The 14,098-nt window shown below is 68.4% G+C and carries 11 protein-coding genes and 2 pseudogenes; 5 read left to right on the top strand and 8 right to left on the bottom strand.

Annotated features, from left to right (window positions below):
* Positions 1 to 28: 28 nt before the first annotated feature.
* The 5 genes and pseudogenes from AC2JAJ_RS11450 to AC2JAJ_RS11430 form a co-directional block, all read right to left on the bottom strand.
* On the bottom strand, positions 29 to 1,480 hold the full coding sequence (locus tag AC2JAJ_RS11450) for an aldehyde dehydrogenase (NADP(+)) (protein WP_486415792.1): 1,452 nt from the start codon (positions 1,478 to 1,480) through the stop codon (positions 29 to 31).
* A gap of 34 nt (positions 1,481 to 1,514) precedes the next feature.
* On the bottom strand, positions 1,515 to 2,618 hold the full coding sequence (locus tag AC2JAJ_RS11445; RefSeq protein WP_486415793.1) for a mandelate racemase/muconate lactonizing enzyme family protein: 1,104 nt from the start codon (positions 2,616 to 2,618) through the stop codon (positions 1,515 to 1,517).
* Positions 2,618 to 3,523 carry a 5-dehydro-4-deoxyglucarate dehydratase gene (locus AC2JAJ_RS11440; protein ID WP_486415794.1) on the bottom strand — a complete coding sequence of 302 codons (906 nt, stop codon included), beginning with the start codon at positions 3,521 to 3,523 and terminating at the stop codon, positions 2,618 to 2,620. Before AC2JAJ_RS11440 ends, AC2JAJ_RS11445 begins: the two co-directional genes overlap by 1 nt.
* Positions 3,520 to 4,479 carry an NAD-dependent epimerase/dehydratase family protein gene (locus AC2JAJ_RS11435; protein ID WP_486415795.1) on the bottom strand — a complete coding sequence of 320 codons (960 nt, stop codon included), beginning with the start codon at positions 4,477 to 4,479 and terminating at the stop codon, positions 3,520 to 3,522. Before AC2JAJ_RS11435 ends, AC2JAJ_RS11440 begins: the two co-directional genes overlap by 4 nt.
* 9 nt (positions 4,480 to 4,488) lie before the next feature.
* Positions 4,489 to 5,903, bottom strand: a pseudogene (locus AC2JAJ_RS11430) (Gfo/Idh/MocA family protein).
* A 297-nt stretch (positions 5,904 to 6,200) separates the two neighbouring features.
* On the opposite strand from AC2JAJ_RS11430, the gene AC2JAJ_RS11425 reads away from it, so the two are divergent.
* Positions 6,201 to 7,235: a LacI family DNA-binding transcriptional regulator gene (locus AC2JAJ_RS11425; RefSeq protein ID WP_486415797.1), complete on the top strand. Its 1,035-nt coding sequence runs from the start codon at positions 6,201 to 6,203 to the stop codon at positions 7,233 to 7,235.
* Here the strand turns inward: AC2JAJ_RS11425 and AC2JAJ_RS11420 are convergent.
* Positions 7,232 to 7,926 (bottom strand): annotated as a pseudogene (locus AC2JAJ_RS11420) (FadR/GntR family transcriptional regulator). The gene AC2JAJ_RS11425 and the pseudogene AC2JAJ_RS11420 overlap by 4 nt on opposite strands.
* A 66-nt stretch (positions 7,927 to 7,992) precedes the next feature.
* Here AC2JAJ_RS11420 and AC2JAJ_RS11415 point away from each other — a divergent pair.
* A complete protein-coding gene (locus tag AC2JAJ_RS11415; protein WP_486415799.1) occupies positions 7,993 to 9,333 on the top strand; it encodes an alpha-hydroxy acid oxidase in 1,341 nt (446 codons plus the stop codon).
* 24 nt (positions 9,334 to 9,357) lie between these two features.
* On the opposite strand, the gene AC2JAJ_RS11410 is transcribed toward AC2JAJ_RS11415, so the two are convergent.
* A complete protein-coding gene (locus AC2JAJ_RS11410) occupies positions 9,358 to 9,975 on the bottom strand; it encodes an ArsR/SmtB family transcription factor (protein WP_486415800.1) in 618 nt (205 codons plus the stop codon).
* 150 nt (positions 9,976 to 10,125) lie between these two features.
* Between AC2JAJ_RS11410 and AC2JAJ_RS11405 the strand changes: the two genes are divergently transcribed.
* On the top strand, positions 10,126 to 10,641 hold the full coding sequence (locus tag AC2JAJ_RS11405; RefSeq protein ID WP_486415801.1) for a hypothetical protein: 516 nt from the start codon (positions 10,126 to 10,128) through the stop codon (positions 10,639 to 10,641).
* Positions 10,642 to 10,666: 25 nt separating this feature from the next.
* Here the strand turns inward: AC2JAJ_RS11405 and AC2JAJ_RS11400 are convergent, their stop codons facing one another.
* Entirely contained in the window at positions 10,667 to 11,878 is a 1,212-nt protein-coding gene (locus tag AC2JAJ_RS11400; protein WP_486415802.1) for an acetoin utilization protein AcuC, read from the bottom strand.
* A gap of 103 nt (positions 11,879 to 11,981) precedes the next feature.
* Between AC2JAJ_RS11400 and AC2JAJ_RS11395 the strand changes: the two genes are divergently transcribed.
* Both AC2JAJ_RS11395 and AC2JAJ_RS11390 read left to right on the top strand, forming a co-directional pair.
* Entirely contained in the window at positions 11,982 to 13,418 is a 1,437-nt protein-coding gene (locus tag AC2JAJ_RS11395) for a TrkH family potassium uptake protein (RefSeq protein ID WP_486415803.1), read from the top strand.
* Positions 13,419 to 13,458: 40 nt separating this feature from the next.
* A complete protein-coding gene (locus AC2JAJ_RS11390; RefSeq protein WP_171059109.1) occupies positions 13,459 to 14,097 on the top strand; it encodes a potassium channel family protein in 639 nt (212 codons plus the stop codon).
* Position 14,098 lies beyond the last annotated feature (1 nt).

Here is a 14,098-nt window from a genome sequence, read left to right as displayed (position 1 = left end):
GGTTTTCTTTGCGTGCGGTGGCTGTCGGCTAGGGAAGCTGCAGTTCCCCGTCCACGCGGCGCGGGATGCGCAAGGGGTTGCTTTCGTGCAAGGCCGGGTGCAGCACCGTTTCCGGCGCGTCCTGGTAGGCGACGGGACGCTGGAAGCGCCGGACCGCCGTCGCGCCCACCGAGGTGAACAGCGACGTGGTGGCCGGGTACGGGCCGCCGTGCTGCTGGGCCCAGTTCACAGCCACGCCGGTGGGCCAGCCCTCGAACAGGACGCGTCCGGCGAGTCCGGAGAGCTGCTCCACCAGATCCCCGATGCCTTCGCCGGGCTGGGCGTGCAGGGTGGCGGTCAGGCTGCCCGGCACGCTGGCCAGGACCTCGGACAGTTCGGCCTGGTCCTGGTATTCGACCAGCATCGTGGTGGGTCCGAAGCACTCCTCGAGCAGCTGTTCCGGCCGCTCCAGCACCCTGGCCGCGGTGGTGGAAAACACCACCGGCGCCGCCCCGTTGGCCGCCGCGTCCTGGTCGACGCTGCCGCTGACCACGTCCACGCCCTCCACCGAGGCGAAGCTGCGAAGCCCGTCCGGGTACGCTTCCGCGATCCGGCTGGTCAGCATGCCCAGGGCCGGCTTGTCCTTGCTGGCCTGTGCCACCTGGGCGGCGAAGTCCGTCCCGGCCGGAATGAAAACGAGCCCGGGCTTCGTGCAGAACTGTCCGGCGCCCAGGGTGAAGGATCCGGCGAGGCCGGCCGCGAGTTCCCCGGAGCGTTCCTGCAGAGCCGCGGCCGTGATGACCACGGGGTTCAGGCTGCCGAGCTCCCCGTAGAAGGGGATGGGCTCAGGCCGCGAGGTGGCGAGGTCGAACAGGGCACGGCCGCCCGGGATGGAGCCGGTGAAGCCGACGGCTTTGATGGCAGGGTCCTGGACCAGGGCTGTGCCCACTTCGCGGCCGTGCACCAGGGCGAACAGGCCGTCCGGTGCGCCCGCGCCACTGAGGGCCTCCGCCACGACCTCCGCGGTCCGTTCGGAGAGCCGCAGGTGGCCGGAGTGGGCCTTGACGATCACGGAGCAGCCAACGGCCAGGGCGGAAGCGGTGTCGCCGCCGGCCACCGAGAACGCGAACGGGAAGTTCGACGCCGAGAAGACAGCCACGGGACCGATGGGCTTGAGGATTCGGCGCAGGTCCGGCCTGGGCGGGGTGGCGGCGGGATCAGCGTGGTCGATGATGGCTTCCAGGTAGGAGCCCTCGGTGATGACCCGCGCAAACAGGCGAAGCTGGCCGGTGGTGCGTGCCACCTCGCCCGTCAGGCGGGTGATGCCCAGGCTGGTTTCGGCATCCGCGATCTCCACCAGTTCGGTGGCGTTGGCGTCCAGGGCGTCCGCCACGGCATGGAGCCAGCCGGCGCGCTCGGCGTCGGACGCAGCCGCGGAAAAGCGGGCGGCCTCCGTTGCGGCGGCCGTGAGCCCGGACAGGGAAAGCGTTGCAGTTGTCACGTCAGATACCTGTTCTGTGGATGTACGTACGTTGTTACAGCCCGTCCCGGAAGCGGAAGCCGAGTCCGGGTTGGTCCGCAAGGGTCAGCCTGCTGTTGCTGAACCGCACCGGCGACGGCCCGTCCAGGATGCCCAGCTGTTCGAAGGACGCCTCCTCGACGTCCTCCACCATGGTGGGCTCCGCCAGGGTCAGTGCCAGCTGGCCTGACAGTTCCGGCAGCAGGTGCGGCATCACCCTGATGCTGTGGGTCCGCGCCAGCTCCACGATCCGCCGGAACGGGGTGATCCCCCCTACCCGGATGATGTTTGGCTGGATGATGTCCACCGCCTCTGCCTCAATGAAATCGCGGAACCGGTAGATGGTGTGCAGGTTTTCGCCAAGGGCGATGGGTACCGGCGAGTGCTTGCGCAGCCGGCGGTAGGCCCAGAGGTCGTCCGCCCTGATGGGTTCCTCCAGCCACTCCAGCCCGAATTCGGACAGCACGTCCAGCGCCCGGAAGGTGGTGGCCAGGTCCCAGCGCTGGTTGGCGTCGATCATGAGCCTGCGGTGCGGACCCAGGACGGAACGGACGGCCGCCACCCGCTCGGCGTCCTCGCGCAGGTCGGGCTTGCCCACTTTGATTTTCACCGCCTGGTGGCCGGCGGCAACCCACCGCTCGGCCTGCGCCACGAGCTCTTCCAGCGTGTAATGCAGGTTCACCCCGGATCCATAGACCTCGGCGGATTCCTGCCGCTGGCCCAGCATGCCGGTGACGGAGGCCCCGGCCCGGCGCGCCTGCAGGTCCCACAGGGCAAGGTCGACGCCGGCCATCGCGATGGTAGTGAGCCCGCCGCCGCCTGCCTCATGGAGCCGTTTCCACAACGCGTCCCACACCGTTTCCGGGTTCACGGGCAGGCCCGTGATGAACGGCGCGATGTCGTAGTCAAGCAACGCCTTGACGGCCTGGGGGCCAATGGTGGGCGTCCAGGAGAAACCGTGCCCGGCACCGCCGTCGTCCGTGTGGATCCCGGTGGCGATGACGTGGTTCTCGGGCGCCTCCGCACCCCAGTGCCGGCGCAGCGGAACGGTGATGAGGCGGGTGGAGAGCCCGGTGATGCGGGGTGCGGTGCGGACCGCTTCGGCGGCCGGGGCGCCCATCAGCGGCCGGCCAGCTCGTAGCCCTTTGCGAGGATGGCCTTGAGCTGGACCAGCTGCTCCTCGGTAGGGTCCATCAGGGGTGGGCGCACGGAGCCGACGGGAAGGCCGGCCAGGCGGAGTCCGGCTTTGATCAGCGAAACACCGAAGCCGGGGGTCTGGTCGCGGAGCCGGACCAGGGGCGCGTAGAAGCCTTCCAGGAGGGCGTTGCGGCGGTCCTCGTCACCGGAAACGTAGGCGTCGTAGTATGCCGTGGCGATTTCCGGGGCCATGGCGAACGCCGCGGACGAGTACAGCGGGATCCCCAGTCCGCGGTAGGCGCCCTGCGTCAGCTCCGCGGTGAGCAGACCGTTGAAGAAGGCAAAGTCCTCCCTGCCCGCGGCGCGGACAGCGGCCACGATCTCCTGGGCCAGGCCCACGTCGCCGAGGCCGTCCTTGAAGCCGATGACCTTGGGGTTGGCGGCAAGCCGCGCCATGGAGGCGGCCGTGAACTTGGCGTTTCCGCGGTGATAGACGATCACCGGCAGGCTGCTGGAATTGGCCACCGCCTCGATGTAGGCCACCAGCCCGTCCGTGGGTCCGGTGACGAGGTAGGGCGGCAGCACCAGGAGGGCGTCGGCGCCGGCTTCCTCCGCCGCCCTGGCGGCGGCAAGGGCGTGGCCCAGGGGTCCGCCGGTTCCGGCCACCACCGGAACCTTGCCGGCAACTACCTCGACGGCGGCGGCCACCACGGTGCGCACCTCGTCAACGCTGAGGGCATGGAATTCCCCGGTGCCGCACGCGGGGAACACCCCGCCGGGCCCGTACGGGAGCCGGGAGCTGATGTGCTCCTTGAGCAGTTCCACGTCCACGGTGCCTTCGGCGGTGAAGGGTGTGACGGGGAAGAACAGTACGCCGTCGAATTTCATGGTGTCTCCTTGGTTCCGCTGCCGGCGGTCACCAGCGCGGAGGTCTCGTCATTGGGCGTGGTCTTCAGTTCGGTGCGCCAGGTGCGCTTCGGCTGCCAGCCCAGCAGTTCCTGGGCCTTGGCGATGGAGAACGCGGGGCTGGTGCCGGTGAGGCCCGCGCTGAGCGCCGCGCTGCCCGGCAGGAACCGGGGCATCAGCTCCGCCAGCGGTGCCGTGGCCAGGGCGTCCGCCGCCCCGACGAAGAACGTCTCGCCGTTGGGAATGGACTCCATCTTCCGCAGCAGCAGGTCCAGGAAGTCCGCCACGTCCCGGGCGTCCACGTAGTTGAACAGCGCAGGGGCGGACAGTGCGGGATCGGCGAGGCGCTCGGCGAGGGTGTGGCCCTGCTGGGTGGGCGCGCCTTCCCATTCCTCCGGCGAGATGACGAAGCAGGGTCTGAAGGCTGCGTAGCGGATCTTCTCCCCCTGCGCCGCGGCGAACATCTGAACCGTCTGCTCGGCGATGAGTTTGGACAGGGCGTAGGCGTTCCAGGGCTTCGGCGGCGTCCGCTCGTCCAGCGGGAACGTCGGCGGCAGCCAGCCCGCCGGGGACCCGTAGCCGAGGACGGTGGGGCTGCTGGCGGTGATGATCTTCGGGACCCCGAGCTTCGTCGCCGCGCTGATGACGGCGAAGGCGAGCCGCGTGTTGGTGCCGAAAATGACGTTCTCGGGCGCACTGAACGGCACGGCGATCGCTGCAAGGTGGATGACGGCGTCGGGCTTTGCTGCGCCCAACAGCCGCAGCGCCTCCCCGGGCGCCAGGAGGTCCGCTGTCTCCTGCACGACGCCTGCCGGCAGCAGTTCCGCGGGCACGGCGTCGCGGTCAACGGAGACCACCTCGTGGCCCGCCTGGGCCAGCCCTGCCACAACGCTCCTGCCCAGCCGGCCGGAGCCGCCGGTAACGAATATCCTGCTCATGGTTCGTCCTTACTTGCCGCGGCGGAGGTCGGCGCCGAGGTCCAGGTCCCCAATGCGCACGGGGAGGGAGGTTTCGAGCGACTGGTTGCCGGCAATACCCACGGAGACGGACCTCAGCCCGTCCAGGTAGCCGGAGAGGCCAGGCCCAGCGGATCCTCGCCCGGTCCGTTGAAGAGGTCCGAGAGCAGGAGCTCGTCGCCGCCGCCGTGGCCGCCTTCGCCGTTGACGATGGGCACCTCGTAGGCAGCCTCCCAGTGGCGCTGGACCACCAGGCGCTCACCGTTGCGGCGCACGGCGTCCTCTTCCTCGACCGGGGTGGCACTCGGGTCCACCACAGTCTTCCTGTCGGTGCTGTGCAGGACGGCGGCGCGTTCCACCACTTCCAGCTCGGCGCGTCCTTCGGTGCCGTTGACCGCCACCCGGTACCCCTCCCAGGGGCTGTGGGCGTTCAGGGAGTAGCTCAGGCGCGGACCGCCCTGGTACTCCACCACGAGCGCCAGGTTGTCCTCGATGGTGATGCCGCCGGTGAACACGTCCTGGTCGCGGCGGTAGCCGTCGTAGTGCTCGTTGTCGAGGAAGAGGGCCTTGAGCCGTTCGTCCTCCCTCAGGTCCAGCGCGAACGGATCCTTTCCCGCGTTGGGGGCGTCGGCGTCGGGCGTTCCGCGTTCAGGCCGGGGACCAAGCCCGCGCTCGGCAGCGTTCTTGTCGCCGTAGAACTTCAGGCCGCCGGACGCGAAGACCCGTTCCGGGACGTCGTCGATCCACCAGTTGACCAGGTCGAAGTGGTGGGACGCCTTGTGGATCAGCAGGCCGCCGGAGTTCTTCTTCTCGCGGTGCCAGCGGCGGAAGTAGTCCGCGCCATGGACCGTGTCCAGGACCCAGCTGAAGTCGATGGAGGTGACCTTGCCAATCACGCCGCTTTGGATGATTTCCTTGAGCGCGCTGTTGCGGGGTGAGTAGCGGTAGTTGAAGGTGACCACCACGTTGCGGCCGGTCTCGTGCACGGCCTGGGTGATGCGGCGGCAGCCCTCGGCGTTAATGGTGAGGGGCTTTTCGACGACGACGTCGGCGCCCGCGCGGAGCCCTTCGACGATGTAGTCGGCGTGGGTGTAGTCAGGCGTGGTGACGATGACGCGGTCGATGTTGTTGGCCTGGATGAAGGCGGTGAGGTCTGCGGGGTCGAACGACGCGACGGGCCCGGGGGCGCCGAGTTCCTGGATGAGCTTTTGGTAGAACTCAACGCGCCCCGGGTTGACGTCGGAGAAGGCCACCAGTTCCGCCGTGTCCGCGTGCTTGCCAAGAATGGCGCGGATATACATCTCGGAACGGCCGCCGGTGCCGATCAGGGCAAGGCGGGCCTTGCCGGTTGCCGCGCCGGCGTGGGAAGCAGCTCGGGCCGGCGTCGTCTCGGCTGTGTTGACCATGGGGTCCCTTTCGAAGGCTCGTTTACCCGGCCGGGGAACGGCCGCTGGTGTTGGGCGGCGGCACCTTGCTGCACCGCATCAGAAAGCGTTTTCTCAGTTCGCTAATAGCAGTTGTACCAACCGCGGAGCCGATCCGTCAACCGTTCTCCGCGCTGGAGGAAAGCGTTTTCTAACGCGGGACGGCCTCCGGCCGGGGTAGTGCCCGGGAACGGGGGCGGAAAACCGGGGAAAAGCATAGAAATCGCTTTCCCATCCCGGTATATGCTGTGTTCCAAAGCGCTCAACGAAGGGTTCCCCATGGTCAGGAAGTCGGCAAGCGGCCGGATCGGCATCGCTGATGTCGCAATTAAGGCCGGGGTCTCGCATGCCACGGTCTCCCGGGTCATGAACGGCAACTTCACGGTGGACCCCGACATCGCCGCCCGCGTCCGCGCCGCAGCCGCGGAGCTGAAGTACCAGCCCAACCCGGTGGGACGCAGCCTGGCCCTGGGCAAGACGGACACCATCGGCATCGTGGTGCCGGACCTCGCCAACCCCACATTCCAGGCCATCCTCCGCGGCCTGAGCCGCGCGGCAGCCCAGGACGGTTACCGCGTCCTCATCGCCGACTCCTTCGAGGTTTCCAGCGAGGAGACCATCCTGGCAGGCGAGGCGCGGCGCCGCTGCGACGGGCTGGTGCTGTGCGCCCCCCGCATGAGCGATGCGGAGCTGGAAGAGATCGCGCCGTCACTGCATCCGCTGGTGCTGATCAACCGCACCACCTCCGCCCCCGGTGTTCCCAGCCTGGTGGTGGACTACGGGCAGGGCGTGCAGGACATCGCCGGGCACCTGGTGGAACTGGGCCACACCCGCCTGGCCTTCCTGGCCGGCCCGCCGCGCAGCGCCTCCAACGGAATGCGGCTCAAGGGCCTGGAGACCTTCAAGGCCGCGCACCCGGAGGTGGAAGTCACCATGCTTGAGGGCGGCTCCGATTTCGACACCGGGCACGAAGCGGTGGACGCCGTGCTGGCGAGCCGCGCCACCGGCATCCTGGCCTTCAACGACCTCGTGGCCATGGGGCTGATGAGCGGCCTGCACGAGCGCGGCCTGGACGTGCCGGGCGATATCTCGGTGACAGGCTTCGATGACATCCCGTTTGCCAAATACACGACGCCGGCGCTCACCACTGCTGCCGTCCCCATCACCGAACTGGGCGAGCAGGCGTGGCACCAGCTCCGGGCGCTGATCCGCAAGGAAGGGAACGAGGCCCCGGGCAGCAGCTACCAGCCGCGGCTGGAAGTGCGCGCCAGCACCGGCCCCGCCAAGGCCCCGCGGAGCACGGTCCACGGCTAGAGGCCCGCGGCCAGCCCGGCCTCTTTGTAGTACCCCTCAATATGGGCGGCCACCAGCGTGGCCGCCCGGCCGCCGTCGCCCTCCCTGATCGCCGCCAGGATCTCCCGGTGCTCCGTCCGCAACCGGGAGGCCGTAGCATCCCAGTCCGGCAGCCCCGAGGTCAGCTCGGCCGCATAGCCCTGGATGGATTCACGGAGTGAGCCCATCATGGCACTGACCACGGCGTTGCCCGCCGCATTCGCGAGGGCCAGGTGGAAACGGACGTCGAGCGCCAGGAAGCCGCTGATATCCAGGCCCCCGGAGGCGTCCATGGCACGCAGCAGATCGGCCGCCTCATCGAGCTCGGGCGCGTCCGGCCGCGCCTTGCCTGCGGCCCATGACTCCAACAGGACCCGCGTCTCCACGATGTCCGCCACCGGCAGGTGCTGCGTGGCCACGTGCAGGCGCAGGGCCGAGCCGAGCGCCGCCGTCGGATCCGATATGACCACAGTCCCCGCCTCCGGACCGGACCCCACGCCCGCCCGCACCACACCCATCGCCTCCAGGATCCGGATGGCCTCCCGCACGGAAGTCCGCGATACCTTGAGGTGCTCAGCCAGGCTGCGTTCGGGCGGCAGCCGGCCCCCCAGGGCCAGCGGCCGGCGGAGAGCTCATTCTCGATCCAGGACAGGACAAGCTGGTGCGTACGCATGGATAAATAGTAGTTGATGTGGTTGGACCACATGACCTAGAGTGTGGTTAGACCATAGGAGGACACGTGACCCACACCATCCAGCCCAGCAATCCCGAGACGACCCCGGCCCCGGACACCACCGACGTTCCCGCGGCCGCTTCACCCGCCGCGGCTCCGGCGTCGTCCGCCGTTGTGCCGGCGGCACTGAAGCGCCGCATCCCCAAGTACTCGGACCTCGCCCCGCTGATGCAGTTCAAGAAGCCGGAGTTCAGCAAGGAAGCCCGGCTCAAGCGTGCCAGCACGGTGTGGGAACTGCGGGACATCGCCAAGCGCCGCACGCCGCAGGCACCGTTCGACTACACCGACGGCGCCGCGGAAGGGGAAATCACCCTCCGCCGCGCCCGCCAGGCCTTCCTGGACATCGAGTTCCGCCCCGGCATCCTGCGCAACGTCTCCTCGATAGACCTCAGCACCGAAATCCTGGGCAAGCCGTCCCGGCTTCCGGTGGGCATCGCCCCCACCGGCTTCACCCGGATGATGCAGTCCGAAGGCGAGTACGCAGGATCCCAGGCCGCCGAGGCCGCCGGCATCCCCTACACGCTTTCCACCATGGGCACCGCGTCCATCGAGGACGTCGCCGCTGCCGCCCCGAACGGCCGCAACTGGTTCCAGCTGTACCTGTGGACGGACCGCGACCGGTCGCTGGAGTTGATCGAGCGCGCCGCCAAGGCCGGCAACGACACCCTCATGGTCACCGTGGACACGGCCGTGGCAGGGGCCCGGCTCCGCGACGTGCGCAACGGCATGACCATCCCGCCCGCGCTGACCCTGAAGACCGTCCTGGACGCCTCCTACCGGCCCGCCTGGTGGTTCAACTTCCTTACCCACGAACCGCTGACCTTCGCCTCGCTCTCCCGCTACACCGGCACCGTGGCGGACCTGATCAACTCGATGTTCGACCCCACCCTCACCTTCGGGGACCTGGACTGGCTGCGCGAAACCTGGAAGGGGAAGCTGGTGGTCAAGGGCATCCAGACCGTGGAGGACGCCCGCCGGGTGGTGGACCACGGCGCGGACGGCGTCGTCCTGTCCAACCACGGCGGGCGCCAGCTGGACCGTGCCCCGATTCCGTTCCACCTGCTCCCCGAGGTAAAGCAGGCCTTCGAAGCGGACAACACCGATGCCGCGATCATGCTGGACACCGGCATCATGAGCGGCGCGGACATTGTCGCCGCCCTGGCACTGGGCGCCGACTTCACCCTGATCGGCCGCGCCTACCTGTACGGCCTCATGGCCGGCGGCCGCGCCGGGGTGGACCGTACGCTCCAGATCCTCGAAAAGGACATGGCGCGCACCATGGCCCTGCTGGGCGTCAGCAAGGTTTCCGAACTGACCCCGGACCACGTGCGGCTGCTGGGTAAGTAGGCCGCTGCTGCCTGCGGCCGGGACCTACTTCTTGCGCCCGAACTTGGGCAGGGTGGGAAGGTTGGCCAGCAGGTCGGCTGCCTTGGTGGCCGCCCGGCCCACGGTGCGGCCGATCTGCTGGGGAACGCTGTCGTCGCTGAGCGGGGTGCCGGTTCCCCCCGGGATGACGACGGCGGGACTCAGCTCAGCCCCTTCGCGCACCAGGACGGGCGTGGGGACTTCCTCTTTGCTCGCCTGTGCCGGCGCCGGTTCCGCCGGTGCCGCTTGCACGGCCCGGCCTGCAGGCGGCAGTGAAGCGGCGGCAGCGGCGACGCCTTCCTTCAGGTGGGCCGACACTGCCTGGTCCGTGGCGGCCCGCGCGGCGGCGGCTTTGGCACCGGTGCCGACGTCGAACGTTTCCAGCCAGCTCGCGATGCCCTCAAGGGGCCCTCGGTTGAGGGCGTAGTACCGTTTCTGCCCCTGGGCGCGCATGCTCACCAGCTGCGCTTCCCGCAGGACCTTCAGGTGCTTGGAAATAGTGGGCTGGCTCGCCGCCAGTTCCTCCACCAGTTCGCCCACGGCCTTGTCTCCGGAACGGAGGGACACCAGGATGTCACGCCGGGTCGATTCCGCAATGACGGCAAATACGTCGTCTGTCACCATGCCTCCCACCCTAGCGACATATACGCCGAAAGGCATCAACTATTTCGCCCGGACCGGAAGCGTTGCCGGGATTCTCCCGCGGTGCTACAAAAGTGTGACCGTTGCCGCGGACTGAGCGGACATTGGCCCCTGTGAGGTGAAGGGTGGGTGATGATGGATTTCCTCCGGCAGCAGCTGTTCAACATCATCGCGTTTGTGTTTCTCGGCCTTTTTGTGGCGGTGTGGGGGACCGTTCTGCTGCGCGTTGGGTTCTGGGTGCCTGACGGCCGGACCGCTGCCCCGGCCCTTAACGGAGCCCTGGTTACGGCTGCCGGCGTGCTGGCCACATCATTGAGTTCACTGACGGCCTCGGCCCTGGGTTTCACCATTGCCGAGGTGCGCCGCGGCGATGGTGAAACCCAGGACCGTGGGGGTACTGCCCCCGCAGGCGAACGTGGGCACGGCAGCGCCGCCATGGTTAATCCCTCCGACGTTGTGGCCAGCCTGTCGGGGCGGATCGTTGCAGCCATCGTGGTGTACCTCGCGGTGGGCCTGCTGGTCCTGCTTCTGTGGCTCGTCAAGGGGACCGCCTCCACCGACCTGATCGGCGCGTTCGCCCTGTCGCTGTTGGGCTGGCTTATTGGCGCGGCAGGCGTGGTGTTCCAGACGGAGAAGCCGTCAGGCTGACCGGCAGGGCCAGGAGTCCGCGCTTTTAGTCGAACCAGGGGTCGAGGCCGTGCAGCGGGAAGACCGCCTTGCGGGTGGCCATCACAGAGCGGTCCACGGCGTCGTTGGGGTCGAAGCCGACTTCCCAGGACCGCCACCACAGCTCCACGTCGTCACCCATCAGCACTGGCGCAGCGGTGCCGAATTTCTCCTCGACATAGTCGCGCCAGTCCTGCGGCACGGGGGTCCGCAGCGGAACGGGCCGTCCGGCGGCGATGGCCACCAGGTGGCTCCAGGCCCGGGGCACCACGTCCAGGACGTTGTACCCGCCCCCGCCGGTGGCGATCCAGCGCCCGCCGCAGTACCGTTCCGCCAAATTTCCGACGGCGGTGGCGGCCTCGCGCTGGCCGTCCACGCTCAGGTTGAGGTGCGTGAGGGGGTCGGTGCGGTGCGAATCGCAGCCGTGCTGGCTGACGATCACCCCGGGCTGGAAGGCCCCCACCAGCTGCGGCACCACGGCGTAAAAGGCCCGCAGCCAGCCGGCGTCGGCCGTTCCCGCCGGCAGGGCCACGTTCACGGCGGTGCCCTCCGCTCCCGTGCCGCCGAGCTCATTGGCGAACCCGGTTCCGGGAAACAGGGTCAGCCCGGTTTCGTGGAGTGACACGGTGAGGACGCGCGGATCGTCCCAGAAGATGTTTTGCGTTCCGTCCCCGTGGTGGGCGTCAACATCGATATACGCCACTTTGTCCACTCCGCCGTCGAGCAGTGCCTGCACGGCGAGGGCGGCGTCGTTGTAGATGCAGAACCCGCTGGCCCGGTCGCGGGAGGCGTGGTGCATGCCGCCGCCGAAGTTCACAGCATGCACGGCAGTACCCTGCAGCACGTGCTCGGCTGCCAGCAGGGAGCCTCCGGCCAGTCGTGCCGCGGCCTCGTGCATCCCGGCAAATGCGGGATCGTCCTCGGTTCCCAGCCCGCGGGATTCGTCCGGCTGGGAGGGGTCCGCGCTGACTTTGCGGACCGCCGCCACATAGTCAGGTGCGTGGACGGACTGCAGCTCGGCGTCGGATGCCACTTCCGGCGCCGCCACGTTGACGTGGTCAAGGTCGAGGATCCCCAGGCTGCGGGCCAGCCGCGCAGTCAGGTCCATCCGCTCCGGTGCCATGGGGTGGCCCGGGCCGAAGTTGTACGCGGTCATGGCGGGGCTCCACGCCACCATCGTTGGCGGCGCGGGCTTTCTGAGACCGGGCAGGTACGTCATCAATCACAGGCTACCCGAGCGTGAGCCGCTGCCCGCCCGGCCATTACGCCGGCATTAGTGGTTTACTACTGGGGGAAGAAGTTTCGACCGAGGAAAAGCCAACATGACGCAGAGCCAGTCGAGGCCCCGTACCCCGGCCAGCTGGCACCCCCCGGGGCAGGAGCGGGAGGGCGGCCTCCGGATCTTCACCCGGTTGCGCGACTTCATCGACGACATCGCCAACGCAACCCCTGCCAGGCTTGCCCTGACGGCGTTCGCCGCCGTGTGCGTAGTGTTCACCTTCCTGCTGTCCCTGCCGGTTTCGTCCGCCAACGGAACGGCCACCCCCATCCACCAGGCTTTGTTCACCGCCGTCTCGGCCGTCTGTGTCACCGGGCTTACGGTGGTCTCGACCGCGGTCCACTGGTCCTTCTTTGGCCAGCTGGTGATCCTCGTGGGCATCTTCATCGGCGGCCTCGGCACGCTGACCCTCGCCTCGCTGCTTGCGCTGATGGTGAGCAAGCGGCTCGGCGTGCGGGGCAAGATCATTGCCGCGGAGTCCATGAACACCGCCGGCCGCCTCGGCGAGGTGGGCACCCTGCTGCGGATCGTCATCACCACGTCGGTGGCCATCGAAGGCATCCTGGCGCTGGTGCTGGTGCCGCGGTTCCTCACCCTGGGCGAGCCGTTCTGGCAGTCCGTGTGGCACGGCATCTTCTACGCCATCTCCTCGTTCAACAACGCCGGCTTCACCCCGCATTCGGACGGCATCGTCCCCTACGAGACGGACCTTTGGATCCTGCTCCCCCTGATGGTGGGCGTGTTCATGGGCAGCCTGGGGTTCCCGGTGGTGATGGTGCTGCAGCAGAACGGCCTGAACTGGAAGAAGTGGAACCTGCACACCAAGCTCACCATCCAGGTTTCCCTCATCCTCCTGGTGTCCGGGGCGGTCCTGTGGGCGCTGACGGAATGGGAGAACACCCGGACCATCGGCTCCATGAGCCTCGGTGACAAGGTCACGCACGCGTTCTTCGCCTCCGTCATGATGCGGTCGGGCGGCTTCAACCTGGTGGACCAGAACCAGATGGAGTCCACCACCATGCTGCTGACCGACGCCCTGATGTTTGCCGGCGGCGGATCCGCCTCGACGGCCGGCGGCATCAAGGTGACCACCATCGCCGTCATGTTCCTGGCCATCATTGCCGAGGCCCGCGGCGATGCCGACGTCAAGATCTACGGCAGGACCATCCCGCAGGGCAGCATGCGGGTGGCCATTTCCGTGATCGTCGCCGGCGCCACCCTGGTGTCGGTATGCGCATTCCTGCTGCTGCACATCAGCGGCCAGCCCCTGGACCGGGTGCTGTTCGAAACCATCTCCGCGTTTGCCACCGTGGGCCTCAGCACCAACCTCAGCGCGGAAATAGCGCCCGAAGGGGTCTACGTGCTCACGGCATTGATGTTCGCGGGCCGCGTGGGTACCGTAACCCTCGCCGCAGCCCTCGCCCTGCGCCAGCGCAGCCAGTTGTACCACTACCCCGAAGAAAGGCCGATCATTGGCTAGTTCCACCGACGCCCCCCGGCGCCCCGCCCACAACGCCCCGGTGCTGGTGATCGGCCTGGGCCGCTTTGGGTCATCCACCGCCGAACAACTGGTCAAGCAGGGCCGGGAAGTGCTCGCCATCGAGCGCGACCGGAGCCTGGTCCAGAAGTGGGCGCCCCTCCTGACCCACGTCGTGGAAGCGGACGCCACCAACATCGACGCACTGCGCCAGCTGGGGGCACAGGAGTTCAGTTCCGCCGTCGTGGGTGTGGGCACCTCCATCGAGTCCTCGGTGCTGATCACGGTCAACCTGGTGGACCTGGGCATCGAACACCTCTGGGTCAAGGCCATCACCCCGTCCCACGGCAAGATCCTCACGCGCATCGGCGCCAACCACGTCATCTACCCGGAGGCCGACGCCGGCGTCCGGGCCGCGCACCTGGTGTCCGGGCGCATGCTGGACTTCATCGAGTTCGACGACGACTTCGCCATCGTGAAGATGTACCCGCCGCGCGAAACGGTGGGGTTCACGCTGGACGAGTCAAAGGTCCGGTCCAAGTACGGTGTGACCATCGTGGGCGTGAAGTCCCCGGGTGAGGACTTCACCTACGCCCGGCCGGAGACCAAGGTGTCCTCGCGGGACATGCTGATCGTCTCCGGCCACGTGGACCTGCTGGAACGCTTCGCGGCCCGGCCCTGAT

The organism is Arthrobacter sp. MOO21, assembly GCF_057369995.2.
Note: the sequence above shows the minus strand (reverse complement) of the source record. Positions and strands in the feature narration are given on the sequence as shown.

Coding starts and splice junctions, on each gene's coding strand:
- AC2JAJ_RS11445 (WP_486415793.1), bottom strand. CDS start 2,618: ATGGGCGCCCCGGCCGCCGAAGCGGTCCGCACCGCACCCCGCATCACC.
- AC2JAJ_RS11440 (WP_486415794.1), bottom strand. CDS start 3,523: ATGAAATTCGACGGCGTACTGTTCTTCCCCGTCACACCCTTCACCGCC.
- AC2JAJ_RS11435 (WP_486415795.1), bottom strand. CDS start 4,479: ATGAGCAGGATATTCGTTACCGGCGGCTCCGGCCGGCTGGGCAGGAGC.
- AC2JAJ_RS11425 (WP_486415797.1), top strand. CDS start 6,201: ATGGTCAGGAAGTCGGCAAGCGGCCGGATCGGCATCGCTGATGTCGCA.
- AC2JAJ_RS11410 (WP_486415800.1), bottom strand. CDS start 9,975: ATGGTGACAGACGACGTATTTGCCGTCATTGCGGAATCGACCCGGCGT.
- AC2JAJ_RS11405 (WP_486415801.1), top strand. CDS start 10,126: ATGATGGATTTCCTCCGGCAGCAGCTGTTCAACATCATCGCGTTTGTG.
- AC2JAJ_RS11400 (WP_486415802.1), bottom strand. CDS start 11,878: ATGACGTACCTGCCCGGTCTCAGAAAGCCCGCGCCGCCAACGATGGTG.
- AC2JAJ_RS11395 (WP_486415803.1), top strand. CDS start 11,982: ATGACGCAGAGCCAGTCGAGGCCCCGTACCCCGGCCAGCTGGCACCCC.